Source organism: Bradyrhizobium diazoefficiens USDA 110, from assembly GCF_000011365.1.
Taxonomy (GTDB): Bacteria; Pseudomonadota; Alphaproteobacteria; order Rhizobiales; family Xanthobacteraceae; genus Bradyrhizobium; species Bradyrhizobium diazoefficiens.
On record NC_004463.1, the window covers coordinates 6,055,663 to 6,069,043 of the forward strand.

At 66.0% G+C, this 13,381-nt stretch carries 14 protein-coding genes, 2 tRNA genes and 1 pseudogene; 6 read left to right on the plus strand and 11 right to left on the minus strand.

What is annotated here, in order from left to right:
- Positions 1–8 precede the first annotated feature (8 nt).
- Positions 9–512: a GAF domain-containing protein gene (locus tag BJA_RS27770; RefSeq protein ID WP_011088243.1), complete on the minus strand. Its 504-nt coding sequence runs from the start codon at positions 510–512 to the stop codon at positions 9–11.
- The gene (locus BJA_RS27775) at positions 509–1,867 is read right to left on the minus strand and encodes an MFS transporter (protein WP_011088244.1); all 1,359 of its coding nucleotides are present in this window, start codon (positions 1,865–1,867) and stop codon (positions 509–511) included. Before BJA_RS27775 ends, BJA_RS27770 begins: the two co-directional genes overlap by 4 nt.
- 113 nt (positions 1,868–1,980) lie before the next feature.
- Between BJA_RS27775 and BJA_RS27780 the strand changes: the two genes are divergently transcribed.
- Positions 1,981–2,904, plus strand: coding sequence for a LysR family transcriptional regulator (locus BJA_RS27780; RefSeq protein WP_011088245.1), 924 nt, complete (start codon positions 1,981–1,983; stop codon positions 2,902–2,904).
- Between the two features lie 140 nt (positions 2,905–3,044).
- Positions 3,045–4,076, plus strand: a complete 1,032-nt coding sequence (locus BJA_RS27785) for an LLM class flavin-dependent oxidoreductase (protein ID WP_011088246.1) — start codon at positions 3,045–3,047, stop codon at positions 4,074–4,076.
- Between the two features lie 121 nt (positions 4,077–4,197).
- Here the strand turns inward: BJA_RS27785 and BJA_RS27790 are convergent.
- A tRNA-Tyr gene (locus BJA_RS27790) sits at positions 4,198–4,283 on the minus strand.
- A gap of 209 nt (positions 4,284–4,492) precedes the next feature.
- Here BJA_RS27790 and rlmB point away from each other — a divergent pair.
- Positions 4,493–5,323: a 23S rRNA (guanosine(2251)-2'-O)-methyltransferase RlmB gene (gene rlmB, locus BJA_RS27795; protein ID WP_063921492.1), complete on the plus strand. Its 831-nt coding sequence runs from the start codon at positions 4,493–4,495 to the stop codon at positions 5,321–5,323.
- 115 nt (positions 5,324–5,438) lie between these two features.
- On the opposite strand, the gene BJA_RS27800 is transcribed toward rlmB, so the two are convergent.
- Together BJA_RS27800 and BJA_RS27805 are read right to left on the minus strand one after the other, a co-directional pair.
- The gene (locus tag BJA_RS27800; protein WP_011088248.1) at positions 5,439–5,918 is read right to left on the minus strand and encodes a hypothetical protein; all 480 of its coding nucleotides are present in this window, start codon (positions 5,916–5,918) and stop codon (positions 5,439–5,441) included.
- 44 nt (positions 5,919–5,962) lie between these two features.
- Positions 5,963–6,448: a hypothetical protein gene (locus BJA_RS27805; protein WP_011088249.1), complete on the minus strand. Its 486-nt coding sequence runs from the start codon at positions 6,446–6,448 to the stop codon at positions 5,963–5,965.
- A 306-nt stretch (positions 6,449–6,754) separates the two neighbouring features.
- Between BJA_RS27805 and BJA_RS27810 the strand changes: the two genes are divergently transcribed.
- On the plus strand, positions 6,755–7,207 hold the full coding sequence (locus BJA_RS27810; protein WP_011088250.1) for a hypothetical protein: 453 nt from the start codon (positions 6,755–6,757) through the stop codon (positions 7,205–7,207).
- 163 nt (positions 7,208–7,370) lie between these two features.
- Positions 7,371–7,445 (plus strand) — tRNA-Thr (locus BJA_RS27815).
- A gap of 19 nt (positions 7,446–7,464) precedes the next feature.
- On the opposite strand, the gene BJA_RS27820 is transcribed toward BJA_RS27815, so the two are convergent.
- The 6 genes and pseudogenes from BJA_RS27820 to BJA_RS27845 form a co-directional block, all read right to left on the minus strand.
- A complete protein-coding gene (locus BJA_RS27820; RefSeq protein ID WP_038967514.1) occupies positions 7,465–7,878 on the minus strand; it encodes a GFA family protein in 414 nt (137 codons plus the stop codon).
- Between the two features lie 276 nt (positions 7,879–8,154).
- Entirely contained in the window at positions 8,155–9,993 is a 1,839-nt protein-coding gene (locus BJA_RS27825) for a PQQ-binding-like beta-propeller repeat protein (protein ID WP_038967515.1), read from the minus strand.
- A 102-nt stretch (positions 9,994–10,095) separates the two neighbouring features.
- Positions 10,096–10,809, minus strand: coding sequence for a class I SAM-dependent methyltransferase (locus tag BJA_RS27830; RefSeq protein ID WP_011088253.1), 714 nt, complete (start codon positions 10,807–10,809; stop codon positions 10,096–10,098).
- An 80-nt stretch (positions 10,810–10,889) separates the two neighbouring features.
- On the minus strand, positions 10,890–11,609 hold the full coding sequence (locus BJA_RS27835; protein ID WP_011088254.1) for a class I SAM-dependent methyltransferase: 720 nt from the start codon (positions 11,607–11,609) through the stop codon (positions 10,890–10,892).
- 245 nt (positions 11,610–11,854) lie between these two features.
- Positions 11,855–12,374: pseudogene (locus tag BJA_RS44075) on the minus strand (methyl-accepting chemotaxis protein); the annotation flags it as partial.
- 260 nt (positions 12,375–12,634) lie between these two features.
- A complete protein-coding gene (locus BJA_RS27845) occupies positions 12,635–12,814 on the minus strand; it encodes a hypothetical protein (RefSeq protein ID WP_028175886.1) in 180 nt (59 codons plus the stop codon).
- Between the two features lie 104 nt (positions 12,815–12,918).
- Between BJA_RS27845 and BJA_RS27850 the strand changes: the two genes are divergently transcribed.
- On the plus strand, positions 12,919–13,308 hold the full coding sequence (locus BJA_RS27850) for a hypothetical protein (protein ID WP_038967517.1): 390 nt from the start codon (positions 12,919–12,921) through the stop codon (positions 13,306–13,308).
- Positions 13,309–13,381 lie beyond the last annotated feature (73 nt).

Below are 13,381 nucleotides of genomic sequence, written 5' to 3' on the forward strand. Positions count from 1 at the left end.
GCGTCCTGTCAGAAGTGGGCCGGCGCAAGCAACGCTGGCAATGTGAGCTGGGCAAAGGGAAGGCACGCGGCGACGTCGTCCTCGCCGTACCAGTCCGCCTCGTGAAGCAGATTGAGCGAGCCGAGCGTACGCCCGCGCCAGCGCACAGGCATGTTGAGCACGCTCTCGCAGCCGAGCGAGGCGATCAACTCGTGGTCGGAGAACACCATGCGCAGATCGGCCTGGGTCCGGCCGATATAGGCCTCGCCGCGATCGAGAACGGCCTCGGTCCAGGGGCCCGGCGCGAGGCGCTTGCGTCCTCCGGTCGGATATGGGCCGGGGAGATTGGAATAGATCCGCGCCGCTTCACCGCTGTCGCCGTCATAGGTCAGGATCGTGAACAGCTTGTGCCCGATCGCCGACTTCACGGCTTCGTCCAGCGCCGCGAACAGCGCATCCGGCTGATCGACCCTGCCCTGCGCCGCCGCGACGGCACAGAGCAGCGGATCGGCCTGGCGTTTGGTCCGCGTCATGCAACTTCACCCGCCGCGATCTCTTCCAGCGAACGGCCGCGGGTCGGCACGCCCATCAGCACGACGGTCACCGCCCCGAGCAGCAGCACGGTGGTGGTGACGCCGAACACGCCGGCGAAGCCGAAATTGGGATAGAGATAGCCGACCAGGATCGGCGAGACGATCGCGCCGATGCGGCCGATCGCGGAGGCAAGGCCGGCACCGGTGGTCCTGACCGGCGTCGGGAACACCTCGGCGGTATAGGCATAGACGCCCGCATAGGTGCCGTTCATGAACAGGGACAGGAAGATTCCCGCCGCCATGATCTGCTGGTCGCTCTGCGCGAAGGCGAGCCCGAGCGCGCTGGCGCCGCCGAGCACCATGTAGGTCGCGATCGTCGCCTGCCGGCCGATACGCTCGTTGAAATACGCGGCGCTGAAATAACCGGGGATCTGCGCGCAATAGATCGCGATCGAATAGGCGAAGCTCTTGGTGATGCTCATGCCGTTCTGAACCAGCAGGCCGGGGATCCAGACGAAGAAGGAATAATAGCTGAAGGTGATCGCCAGCCACATGATCCAGGTCATGATGGTGATGCGCGCCTGCCGGCCTGCGAGGAGCGCGGCGAAATTGGCGAGCAGCGTTCCGGTCGCGCCCTGCGGCGCGACGGCTTCGACGACCGGATGCGGCAGGACATGGCCCTGGCGCGCAAAGCCCGCCTCGATCGTGTCCAGCAAGGCTTCGGCTTCCTTCTCCCTGCCGCGGCTTTCGAGCCAGCGCGGCGATTCGGGCAAGGCCCTGCGCCACCACAACAGCATGACCACCGGCACCGCGGTGATGACCAGCACGATGCGCCAGCCGTTCTCATAGGCGGGCACGATGAAGTAGCCGAGCAGCGCCGCCGCAACGAAGCCGAAGGAGAAGAAGCCGGCCAGTGCGCCGGTGAAGCTGCCGCGGTAGCGCCGCGCGACGAACTCCGCGAGATAGGGCGCGACGATCGCGCTCTCCGCGCCGGTGCCCATTCCGGCGACGACGCGGGCGGCGAAGAAGGACGGCCATGTATCGACCATCGCGCTCACGATGGACGCCGCGCAATACAGCGCAAGCGCCGACATCATCACGGCGCGGCGGCCGATCAGGTCACCCAGCGTGCCCGCCAGCAACGCGCCGAACAGGAAGCCGATATAGGTGCTGCTGCCGAGCACGCCGATCTGCACGCTCGACAGATTCCACGCGGTACGCAGCACCGGCAGGATGAAGGCCAGCACCGCCGCATCCATCGCGTCGAACATGTAGCCGAGCCCGCCCATCAGCAGCAGATGCTTGTGGAAGCGTGCGAACGGAAGGCGCTCGATGCGCGCCGATATCATCGACATGAAAGTCCCCTCAGTCTGGCGGCTCGGCGCACCGCGTGTCCCTCAGGGAACCATAGACAAGGAGATATTATCGTCATAATTTATAATCATGATCTAATATATCACCATGGTGAATGTTCGTGTCGTTCCGTGCGCTCGACCTCAACCTCCTGAAAGTCTTCGAGGCGCTGATGACCGAGGGCAGCGTCACGCGCGCGGCGAGCGCGCTGACGATGACCCAACCCGCGGTCAGCAACGCGCTGGCGCGGCTGCGCGACGCGCTCGGCGATCCCCTGTTCGTGAGATCCGGCACCGGCATCCGTCCCACCCAGCGCGCCGTGGTGCTGTGGGAGCCGATCGGCGAGGCGCTGGAGAGCGTGCGTGGCGCGCTCGACGAGCAGGTGTTCGATCCCGCCCGCGCGCAGACCGAGTTCAGCCTGTCGATGTCGGACTACGTCTCCTCGCTCGTGATGCCGGACCTCCTCGGCCATCTCGGCAAGGTCGCGCCCAAGGCGCGGGTCCATACCGTCCCCAACACCATCCTGGAGATCGCCGACCAGCTCGAGGACAACAGGGTCGACTGCGTCATGAGCGTGTATGTCAACGAGGCGCAACAACCGGCCGCCATTCGCTCGCGCTCGCTGTGGACCGTCGACTATGCCTGCTTCATGCGGCGCGGCCATCCGCTCGCGGGCATGAAGCGGCTCAGCACGCGCACTTTCCTCAACGCGGGCCACGTCGATGTGAGCCTCGCTGGCAAGACCATGCCGTCCTACGACCTCTTTCTCGCCTCGCGCGGGCTGTCACGCAACCTGGTCGCGACCGTCAATCACTACAGCGCCGCCTACGAGGTCGTGCGCCAGTCCGACCTGATCGCCGTGCTGCCGAGCGACCTGCGTTCGCAATCAAGGCATGCGCCGTTGCTGCACGCCATGCCGCTTCCGCTTCAGGCGCCGCCGCGCATCGTCAGCCTGTTCTGGCACCAGCGCAACGACACCGTGCCGGCGCAGCGCTGGCTGCGCGAGACCCTGGTCGAGATGTTCGCCAGATCCGATTGAACCCGCCGGCGTGATGCAAAACCGGAAACCGTGCCTTTCCCGGAGCGGCATTGCCGAAGCGGCCTCCGCGCCCTAGCTGCACGGCGAGCCATTCCCTCCCACATGATGGGCGCTGTCCGCGTCCTGCAGAGACCCGATCGATGACCGCATCGCTTCAATTCGGACTGGATACCTTTGGCGACGTCACCAGGGACGCCGACGGCGCCACGCTTTCCCATGCGCGGGTGATCCGCAACGTCGTCGATGAGGCGGTGCTGGCCGACGAGCTCGGCCTCGACTTCATCGGGCTCGGCGAACATCACCGTTCTGATTTTGCGATCTCCTCGCCCGAGACCGTGCTCGCCGCGATCGCATCGCGCACCAGGCGCATCCATCTCGGCTCTGCCGTGACGGTGCTGAGCTCGGACGATCCGATCCGCGTCTTCCAGCGCTTTGCCACGCTCGATGCGCTCTCCAACGGGCGCGCCGAGGTGATCCTCGGCCGCGGCTCGTTCACGGAATCCTTTCCGCTGTTCGGCTTCGACCTGCGTTCTTACGAAGCGCTGTTCGAGGAGAAGCTCGATCTGTTCGCGGCGCTGCTGTCGCAGAAGCCGGTGACATGGCAAGGCAAGCTGCGCCCGCCACTGAAGGATCAGCTGGTCTATCCCCCCGTCGAGAACGGCCAGCTCAAAACCTGGATCGGTGTCGGCGGCAGCCCGCAATCGGTGGTGCGCGCGGCGCATTACGACCTGCCTTTGATGCTCGCGATCATCGGCGGCGATCCCGCGCGCTTTGCGCCTTACGTCGATCTCTATCACCGCGCCTTCAAGGAATTCGGCCGCCCGGCCCAGCCGATCGGCGTGCACTCGCCCGGCTATGTCGCGGAAACGGATGGAGAGGCGCGCGAGGAGCTCTGGCCCGACTACAAGGCCATGCGCGATCGCATCGGCAAGGAACGCGGCTGGCCGCCGATGGGCCGCGACGAGTTCGTGAACGAAGCCGAGCACGGCTCGCTCTATGTCGGCTCGCCGGAAACCGTGGCGCGCAAGATCGCGGCGACCGCGAAGGCGCTCGGGATTTCACGGTTTCAGTTGAAATATTCGGCCGGCCCCCTGCCGCACGAGAAGCTGATGAAGAGTATCGAGCTTTATGGGCGCAAGGTGGTGCCGATGGTGCGAGAGATGATGGGGTGACTTACGCTCCGAGGCAGTCCGCCTACGCCCTCCGGGCTACGGCGTGACAGCCTTCGCTAGCTTCGCGTGACGATGATTTGGGCTGGCTTGCCCAGCCGTAGCTCGCGAAGCGAGCGAAAGCTGGTGGGGGAGGCAGGACTCGAACCTGCGAAGCCATGAGGCGGCTGATTTACAGTCAGCTCCCTTTGCCACTCGGGACACTCCCCCGCTCGACGGCAGCACAATCGGGCCGGACCTTGCCGGCGACCGAGAACGGCCATGAGACGTGAAAACCGCGACAGCCCGGATATAGGGGTGGCGGCCGGGCGCGTTTATGGGCGATGCGGTGGGGCAAAGTCAACCGAGGCAAGCAGCTAAAATGGGCCTCATTCGCAGCCAAATTGCCATATTCCGGAACCCGTGACACAAGCGAGCCCATGAAGGATCGAAAATTCACCTCCAAGGGCCCCCGCGGCGGGGCTAAGCCCTTCAACAGGCCCGGGAAATCGGCCGGCCGGCCGGCCTGGCGCGACCGTGATTCGGCATCCGACGGGCCGGTCATCCTCTATGGCTGGCACAGCGTCACCATGGCGCTGCAAAACCCGGCGCGGCGGATCCGCAAGCTGACGCTGACCGAGAACGCCGCAAGGCGCCTCGCCGAAGAGAATATCGAGACCCGCGTCACGCCCGAGATCGTCCGGCCCCAGGAGATCGACCGCCTGCTGTCGCCCGACGCCGTGCATCAGGGCCTGCTCGCCGAGGCCGATCCCCTGCCCTCACCCGACATCGAGACCTTGACGCCGGAGGGCATGGTGCTGGTGCTCGACCAGATCACCGATCCGCACAATGTCGGCGCCATCCTGCGCTCCGCCGCGGCCTTCGCGGTGAAGGCGATCGTCACCACCGCGCGCCACAGCCCGGAAGCGACCGGCGTGCTCGCGAAAGCCGCCTCCGGCGCGCTCGAGCTGGTGCCCGTCGTGACGGTGCAAAACCTCGCCCGCGCGCTGACCGCGCTGAACGAGCGCGGCTTCCAGACCGTCGGGCTCGACAGCGAAGGCAGCGAGGACCTCTCAAACGTCGCACTGCGCGAACCGCTGGCGCTCGTGCTCGGCGCGGAAGGAAAAGGCCTGCGGCAATTGACGCGCGAGACCTGCAGCGTCGTGGCGCGGCTCGACATGCCCGGCGAGATCAAGAGCCTCAACGTCTCCAACGCAGCCGCGCTCTCGCTCTATGTCGGCGCGAGCCGGCTCGGGCTGATGAAGCGGTAGCTGCGGCCGCGGACGCAACTACGCTCCCTCGCCCCGCAAGCGAAGAGACACAAACAAGAAACGCCCGTCCGCATGACGCGGACGGGCGCTTCGAAAAACTCAACCGATCAAGTGATCAGTAGTAGCGGCGCAGCACGCGGTGGCCGCCATAGTACGGCGCGGGCGCGTGGCGATGGGCGTAACCATAGCGCGGGCCGTAGCCGTAATGCACGCGCGGCAGATAGCCGTAGCGCGGGCCATAGCCGTAGCGATACGGACGGTAGTACGGGCGGTGATAGGGATAGGCGGCGGCGCGATAGCCATAACCATAGTTGGCGGGGGCGACGACCGCGTCCTCACGATAGGTCGGATACGGCGCGAAGGCGCCCGGGCCGGTGTAGGTCGGGCCCTGGTTGACGTAGTAATACTGCGTGGTCGGCTCGGCGAGACGCTCATAGGCGCCATAGCCATAGCCGTAACCGCCGCAACCGGTGTTGCAGCCGGAATAGACCGGCGTAACCGGCTGGCACGGATTGAAGCCGCAAGCCGCGGCCGGCGCGGCCCCGACGAACATCACGGCAGCCGCCGCGACCAGTCCCGAAATCATCTGACGCATTACTCTCTCCTGTTGATTTCCGTATCTCGGATTTTTGACGTTTCTTAACCCGGCGGCTTGCCGGGCACCTCGGCACGCGGCCGGGGCCGACGATGCTGCGGATTCACATTGATCTCCGGCGCCAGGATCACCGGCGGCGGATCGGCGGGCACGTCCATCTGCGGCGGCAGCGGCGCCGATTGCGCGCCCCAGCTCTGGTGGTAGCTCTCGGCCGGCTTCGGCAATCTGCGGTTCGCGGGCGGCTCGACCTCGAGCCGGCCGTAGCCGGGCCGCAGGCCCAGTGTCGGATAATAATGGCCGACGTCGTCGGGCTGCCGCTCGGCGATATAGCGTCCGCCATAGATCGTCGGCTGCACCTGGACGTTCTTGCCGAGGCCCCAGACACCTTCGACGACGCTATAGGACGCGTCGATGCCATTGATGATGATCGGCACGCCGGGGCGGCCGGGCACGACGATATCGAAGCCGCCGCCGGCAAACGCCGTCGCGGGCAGTCCGATCAGAAAGGCTGCGAGCGCCAGAGCGCGCATGGTGGGATCCCGGTTGTCTGGAACACAACCTAACCGATCGCGGCACAGAGAGGGTTAAGGCCGGCTCACCAAATGCCGGTAAGCCTAACGCGCAAGGGGCGCGGGCCGCTCAAATGCCGCAAGCTGCGCTAGCGAAGCGTTAACGCGGCGCAAGCTCGCCGCACGTGCCGGAGCGCGCAAGGTTGCGTGGCACAAACTGCACATCCTGGGCGGGCTCACGTCGATGTGACCCCGCGTGCGAGAATCCGCGGAACGACTACCAGATGCCGCACTTAGCACAGGTCTCAACAACATGGAGAAAATGCCATGACGAGCCTGAAGCTTCTTGGCTTGGCCGCGATCGTCGCGTCCACGCTGGCAACACCGGCCTTCGCGCAAGCGACAGTCGACAATTCGGGCCGCTGCACGGGGCTCTTCCAGGATCCTAATTGCCAGAATCTCGGTCCCGGCAATGCGACCGCCGACCGCGCCTATCGCCGCCGGCACATGGCCCGCGGCCAAGTGAATCCGAATGATGGAACACAATCGGGCTTCTGGCCGCTCGACACCGCGGGCGCGGTGGCTGGTGCGGCAGTCGGCACCGCCGCAACGATTGCGGCTGCACCGTTCCAGGGCTGGGGCAATTCCTACGCGCGCTATGACAGCGGCGGCCCCGCCTGGTACGGCAACTGGGACGCCTACGCAGCCCGCAACGGCATCGTGTGCAGACCCGGCACATGGTTCAAGGGCGAAGACGGACGGCGGCACCTCTGCCAGTAAGGCCCCGGCCATCAGGCTGAAAGCTTGCAGGCGGCCCGACGGGCCGCCTGTTTCTTGCCGGCGAAACGCCACTGCCAGGTTCTGGCACTTTCCGACCAAGTCTGATATTGCGACGCCCGAGCGGGCGGACAGCTCCGGCACATGCCGAGCCCTGCCCCGCGTCGCCGGCTTAGCTCAGCGGTAGAGCAGCGGTTTTGTAAACCGAAGGTCGGGGGTTCAATCCCCTCAGCCGGCACCAGCGCTCGAGGCGGGAGCACTCAGTCCGAATTCTTCTGCGCGCTGCTCTGCTGGAAATGCTGGGCGCCGGTGATTTCCACCCAGGCATGTTTCGACTGCTCGAAAACCGATCTGATCGGTGCCGGATAGTTTGGATCCGCGATGGCGCCAACGGCGACGCCGATCATCGCAGGCAGATTGTCGGGTTTCCACCAGACCGTTGAACCGCAGTCGGGACAAAAATAGTTGCGGACCTTGCCGCCGCTTGCGGCTGTGCGGACGTATTCCTTCGACGCGCCTGAGATCGTGACGGCCTCTGCCGGATAGAAGGCACCGACACCGAACGGCGCGCCTGTTCGCCGCTGGCAGTCAATGCAATGGCAGGCAGCGACGAGGCTTGATGGCCCCGGAAGCGACAGCGCAAGAGCGCCGCAATTACATCGGGCGTCGATCATCGAAATTCCTTCCTCTGGGTTGGCCGGCGGGTCCTGCGGCCCGGATGGAGTGGAGCGCAATACGGGACGGTGTTCCCGCATTCCGCTGCTTGGAGCGCGCTACGAAAGAGCTGTGCCCGTGTTTGAGATGCGAGTTGGATTGACCATGACTTCTCATCTTGCTCCGTCACTGCGAGCGCAGCGAAGCAATCCAGACTGTCATCGCGGAAAGACTTTGCGGTTGTTTCGCTACGCTCGCGATGACGAGTTGGTGGAGCGATGCACCTATGCTCGCCCTCACTCCTTCCCGACCTCGAACGCCAGCAGCACGTTGCCGGCCACGCCGCTCCACTGGCCGTAGCCGGAATTGGTGTAGAGCATGCCGCCGGCGATGACCGGCCCGGGGCCGTCGATCGCGCCGCCATGGGCGGGGACGCCGTTCACGGCCGTATAGTCTCGCGCGGTATCGAACTCCCACAGCAGCTTGCCATCGGCTGTGGCGTAGGCGCGCAGGAAGCCGCTGACGCCGCCGGAGAACACGACGCCGGGGATCAGGCTGACCGCCGCCGACAGCGCGGGGCTGCATTGGAGGCGATCGCCGCAGGCGACGGGAGGCACTTCCATCGCAATTTTCCCGCTGGCGAGATCGAGACCGAACAGGCCTCCACCTTGGGTGGAATCCAGCCGCCGCGTGCCATCGTGCAGGAAACGCACGTCGGAGTTCGCGACGTAGATGCGGTCCTGATCGGCGGCCGAGCCCCATTCGCTGCCGCCGAGCGCACCGCCCTTCCCGATCCGCGTCTGCCACAGGATCTTGCCGCCATCATCCGGGTCGAGCGCATGCACGACACCGGACTTCTGCGCGATGGCAAGAACACGCCTGCCATCGCGCAAGGTCACGAGGATCGGCGACTGGCCGAAATCGTGATCGGGGCCGTGCTCGTCAGGACAATTGGTCCTGTCCGCGCCGTAGCATGCCACGATGAAGGCGTCCTTCGGGGTCGCCTGCTGCTTCCAGAGCAGCTTTCCGGTCGCAAGCTCGAACGCGAGGATCGCATCGGCGGTTGCGGCCGGCGGATTCGAGTAGGAATTGCTGGTCGCGACGTAGACGGCGTTGCGCTTCGGATCGACCGTCGGTGCCGACCACACCGCGGCGCCGGACGGGCCGAACAGCTGCGTGCCTTTCGTATTCTTGCCGGTCGGATGCGGCACTTCCGGGATCGTGTAGGCCTGCCACACCGGCTTGCCGGTCACAGCCTCCAGCGCCACCACGCTGCCGCGGAATGTGCAGCATTCGTAACTGGCTTGCGAGCCGGCGGCCTCCTCGAGCGAGGACACCGGGACGTAGAGCACGCCGGAGTGCAGCGTCGGCGCGCCTGTGATGCGCGCGGCCGGATGCTCCTCGACCTTCGTTTTCCAGATCAGTGCACCGGTCAGCGCGTTCACGGCATAGGCATTGGCGCGCAAGTCACCGAAGAAGATCACGAACTGATCGGTGCCGGGAAGCGGCGCGAAGCTGATCGCTGCGCGCACCGCGGCATCGGTCGCGAATGTCCACAGCGTGCAGCCGCTTCGCGCATCGAGCGCGTGCACCTTGCGGTCGGTGCCGCCGATGAACAGCAGGCCGCCCATGATCGTCGGCGGCGCAAAGGACACCGAGGCGCCGGGAAAGGCGTAAGCCCATTTCAGCCGCAGGCGCGGCACCTCTTCCGCGGTCAGCCCCGCCATGTCGGCCGGCTGGAAGCGGCTGTTGCCAGCGTCGACGCCCCACCCGTTCCAGCGTGGACCGTCAAGCGGCTCTGGAAAGCCGCGGACCTGCTGCGTGCAGCGTCCTTCCGCATCGGCTGCGACGCCGCCGGTCGCAGTCTTGCCAGTGACGAAGGAAGCAATCGCGCGGCGTTCCTCGTCGCTGCGCTCCTTCGCCATCGCTGCCATGCTGCCGGTGGTCAGTGTCCCCAGCACATGATCGAACGACATTCCCTGCATGGCGCTACGGCCCGGCACACGGCTTTGGGCATCGCCGCCATCGTGACATTGCGCGCAGTGGCTTGCGTAGAGCGCAGCGCCCTCCTGCTGCGCCAGCGCCGGCGCGCAGCACCAGATCAGCATGGCGGCAATCGCAACACTCGGTCTCATGGCGTGCTCCGGAATCGTCACCGCAACGCGAGATGGCTTCATGCAACCCAAAGTGTAGCGCGACGGCATTCGCGGAGGCAACGGGCGTCCCGCGTGCGTCCGTCACATCCCCGTGGCAATGCGGATGCGATCGGGCAATTCATCCAGCCGCCAGAGCCCGAGGCTCTTGTCGCGCCAGCCACCGCCGCCCTCCTCGCAGCGCTCGTTGATCAGTTCGCGCGGCGCCGGCCAGTTGAACGGCGCCGTCGCCATGTTCAGCGCGCGCCAGTCGCCGTCCTCGCAGTCGCGATTTGCATCCCATTCGGGAAACGTCGTGACCAGCAGGAAGCGCGCGCCGCTCGCACGAAAGTTCGTGACGGCGCGAGCGATGTTATCGAAGCTCAAATGAACCAAGCAGTCACGGCACAGGATCAGGTCGACGGCCGGCAGCGCATCGCGCGTGATGTCTGCAATGAGAAAGCGGCCGGACAATTCACCGCGCGCCACACGCTCTTTGTTGGCCTCGATCAGCGACGGCACGATGTCGATGCCGGTGTAGTCGAGATCGAGCTTCATGCGGCCGATCCAGCCCGCATCGCCGCAGGGCGCATCCAGCAGCGAGCGCGCGCCGAGCCGTTGCAGCAGTGCAGGAAGCACGTCCCGGATCGCGGCCGTGGCGGGATCCTCCGAGCCGAGGCCCGAGACCGAGCTGGCCGCGCCCCACAGGTTCGTTTTCTCGATCCGCTCGAACCGCGCGGCGAGATCGAGGCCGGCAAAATTCTCGCGGTCGGCAGCAAAGCGTTCGTGGGCGAGCACGGGCGGACGGTTGGGGATCATCGGACGCTTCCAAATCCAGATTCCATCGCGAGCGCAGTCTACACGCGAAACGTCGCGTCAGAAATCACAGGCCTTTCCACTCAAGCCGGCTTCTGCCACTCCATCATGTGAAAGTAGGGCACCCGGCGATGAAGGTCGTTTCTGCGGGGGTCGCCGCTTGTGGGCTCCGGTTCGACAAACAGTCGCAGCTGGAGGCCGTGGTCGAGCAGCAGCGTCATGTAGGTGCCGAGCGGACGATGCCAGTTCTGGAGCCGGATGCCGCGCCAGCTCAGCCAGATCGGGCGCTCGTCCATGTAGTGATCGATGGCGAAGCGCATCTCGCCCTTGCGGTCACGTGCCCAGCCGTCGGGCTGGCCCGCGGTGTTGAAGCTGGTCAGATTGGCGATGAGCAGCGTGCCGCCCGGCCGGAGCGCCCCCACCATCTTCGCGATCGCCGTACCGAGATCGGGAATGTCAATCAGGCTGAGATAGCTGACCACCAGATCGAAACACGCATCGATATCCATCGTCTCGGCACGACCGAGCCGATAATCCCCGCGGGGGTCGAGCTCCCTAGCGCGCGCGAGTAGCGCCTCGGTCGGATCGATGCCGGTGGTGCGGATGCCGGCGCGCTGCATGATGCGGCAGAAGCGTCCCTCCCCGCAGCCGACGTCGAGCGCATTGCGGAAACCGCGGCCCTCGATCCGCGCGCGCATCGGCGCATCCAGCACGAAGCGGCGGCCGTAGTCGCCGTCCTCACCCTGCTCGATGATCCAGGCGGCCGCGGACGCGGCCCAGCCGTCGTCGACATCGTCGGTCATGGGCTGCCTTCGAAGGGGCGCGGACGCCGAACGCCGCGGGGACGGCTACTGATCACAGATTGGATCAGAATTCAACATCAGGTAGCATGCGCACCCGATGCGCCCTACCACGCCCAAAGAGAAGGCCAGGATCGCCGCCGGCGCGATTACGGCCGTCGTCATGACGGCCATGCTGTTCGTCATCGCGCTAGCGTTGCTGCTGCCGCAATAGAGACTCTTGGCGCGGCGGATGCCGCCGCGCGGACTCAGGCGGCACGCACCGTCCGGAGGAATTTTCCGACTTCGTCCTTCAGCCGGTTGCTGTCGGTCGCCAGCATCTTTGCGGTCGAGAGCACCTGCAAGGAGGCCGAGCCGGTTTCGGCCGCGCCGCGCTGCACGTCGGTGACGTTCGAGGAGATCTGCTGGGTGCCGTGGGCGGCCTGCTGCACGTTGCGCGAGATCTCCTGAGTCGCGGCGCCCTGCTCCTCGACCGCCGCGGGAATGGTCGAGGACACTTCCGAGAGCCGCTCGATCGTCGCGGAGATGTCGCGGATCGCGTTCACCGATTCCTGGGTCGCGGTCTGGATGCCGGAAATCTGCAGGCTGATCTCGTTGACCGAGGAGGACAGCTCTTCCGTGGCGGTAGCAACCGACTGCACGGACCATGTCGCGGCGACGCTGCTCGGCCGCCTGCTTCTCGGCTTCGGCCTGCGCCGCCTTGAGCCGCTCCACTTCGAGTCCGTTGGACTTGAACTCTTCGACCGTCCTGGCCACGTCGCCGATCTGGTGCGGAACCAAGCACGTACGTCGCTCGTTCTTGCCCCATGCGGATCAGGGCAGACCATCGAGACATATTCTTGCTGGGGGCGGTGACGCTGTGCTGCGTCGTCGTAGCCGGCGCTCTTGCGCTGTACGAGCCCGTCTTTGGACAGGCTCCGGAGAGGCAGGTCGCCGACAGCAGGCCGGTCGAGGCCGCAGCCCCGGCGGCGGTCCGGGTGGTCGGTGCGCCCTTCGTGCCCAACGTCAACCCGCGAGAGCGATAGCACTCACCTCTGGGATGTGCCCTTCGGAGACGTGCCCTCGCCCTCCCCGGGCTGGCCATGGGCCCGCGCCAATTCCTCGGCGAACGCGATCACCTCCGCCCGCTTGTCGGGCGGCAGCGACAGGAACGCGCGAACGAGCCTCAATCCTTCGGCTTCATCCGCCTGCTCTTTTCCGGCATCCATCCGCCCACTGTCGGGCGACCGGGAAAAATATGCAATCCCTCGGAGGATATCTTCTTGATTCGTCCCTCGAGCTTTGGTGGAGTACCCCTAACGGGGGGTGGCCCATGAAGTGGATCCGAGAGCGCGACGCATTGATCGCGCAGACACTGGCCTTCGTCCAATCGGTAACCGGCAAGAAGGATGACCTCCATCCGCCGGAAAGCCCGCCTGCTGCATTCGCGGTGACCACGGAAATCGTGACCGTGCAGGCCATCGCGATCGAAACCGACCCGCCACCGGCCGTATCTCCGCCCGCCCCTCAAGCTCGGCCCGTCCAGGTCCCGCCGCCCCGCACGGGTGGCGATTTCCGTACCGAGATGCAGGCCAGGATCGCAAATTTCCGCAAGCATCAGGAGCGGTTCGAGCGCGAGCGCGAGGAATATTGCGCGGCGACCCTGACAAAAGTCCGCGCCGCCATCCGCGACGCCGGCCCTCCTCCACCGGCCGCCAAGTAAGGCAGGCCGTCCGTCTGGCGACCTACAGCCAGGACCAAACCAGCCAGAGATTGGCTGCGCAGGCGCCGAGCAG

What these genes read in the sequence shown, in the direction of transcription:
- BJA_RS27770 (WP_011088243.1), bottom strand. Translation starts at nt 512, where the DNA reads ATGACGCGGACCAAACGCCAGGCCGATCCGCTGCTCTGTGCCGTCGCG.
- BJA_RS27775 (WP_011088244.1), bottom strand. Translation starts at nt 1,867, where the DNA reads ATGTCGATGATATCGGCGCGCATCGAGCGCCTTCCGTTCGCACGCTTC.
- BJA_RS27780 (WP_011088245.1), top strand. Translation starts at nt 1,981, where the DNA reads ATGTTCGTGTCGTTCCGTGCGCTCGACCTCAACCTCCTGAAAGTCTTC.
- BJA_RS27785 (WP_011088246.1), top strand. Translation starts at nt 3,045, where the DNA reads ATGACCGCATCGCTTCAATTCGGACTGGATACCTTTGGCGACGTCACC.
- rlmB (WP_063921492.1), top strand. Translation starts at nt 4,493, where the DNA reads ATGAAGGATCGAAAATTCACCTCCAAGGGCCCCCGCGGCGGGGCTAAG.
- BJA_RS27800 (WP_011088248.1), bottom strand. Translation starts at nt 5,918, where the DNA reads ATGCGTCAGATGATTTCGGGACTGGTCGCGGCGGCTGCCGTGATGTTC.
- BJA_RS27805 (WP_011088249.1), bottom strand. Translation starts at nt 6,448, where the DNA reads ATGCGCGCTCTGGCGCTCGCAGCCTTTCTGATCGGACTGCCCGCGACG.
- BJA_RS27810 (WP_011088250.1), top strand. Translation starts at nt 6,755, where the DNA reads ATGACGAGCCTGAAGCTTCTTGGCTTGGCCGCGATCGTCGCGTCCACG.
- BJA_RS27820 (WP_038967514.1), bottom strand. Translation starts at nt 7,878, where the DNA reads ATGATCGACGCCCGATGTAATTGCGGCGCTCTTGCGCTGTCGCTTCCG.
- BJA_RS27825 (WP_038967515.1), bottom strand. Translation starts at nt 9,993, where the DNA reads ATGAGACCGAGTGTTGCGATTGCCGCCATGCTGATCTGGTGCTGCGCG.
- BJA_RS27830 (WP_011088253.1), bottom strand. Translation starts at nt 10,809, where the DNA reads ATGATCCCCAACCGTCCGCCCGTGCTCGCCCACGAACGCTTTGCTGCC.
- BJA_RS27835 (WP_011088254.1), bottom strand. Translation starts at nt 11,609, where the DNA reads ATGACCGACGATGTCGACGACGGCTGGGCCGCGTCCGCGGCCGCCTGG.
- BJA_RS27845 (WP_028175886.1), bottom strand. Translation starts at nt 12,814, where the DNA reads ATGGATGCCGGAAAAGAGCAGGCGGATGAAGCCGAAGGATTGAGGCTC.
- BJA_RS27850 (WP_038967517.1), top strand. Translation starts at nt 12,919, where the DNA reads ATGAAGTGGATCCGAGAGCGCGACGCATTGATCGCGCAGACACTGGCC.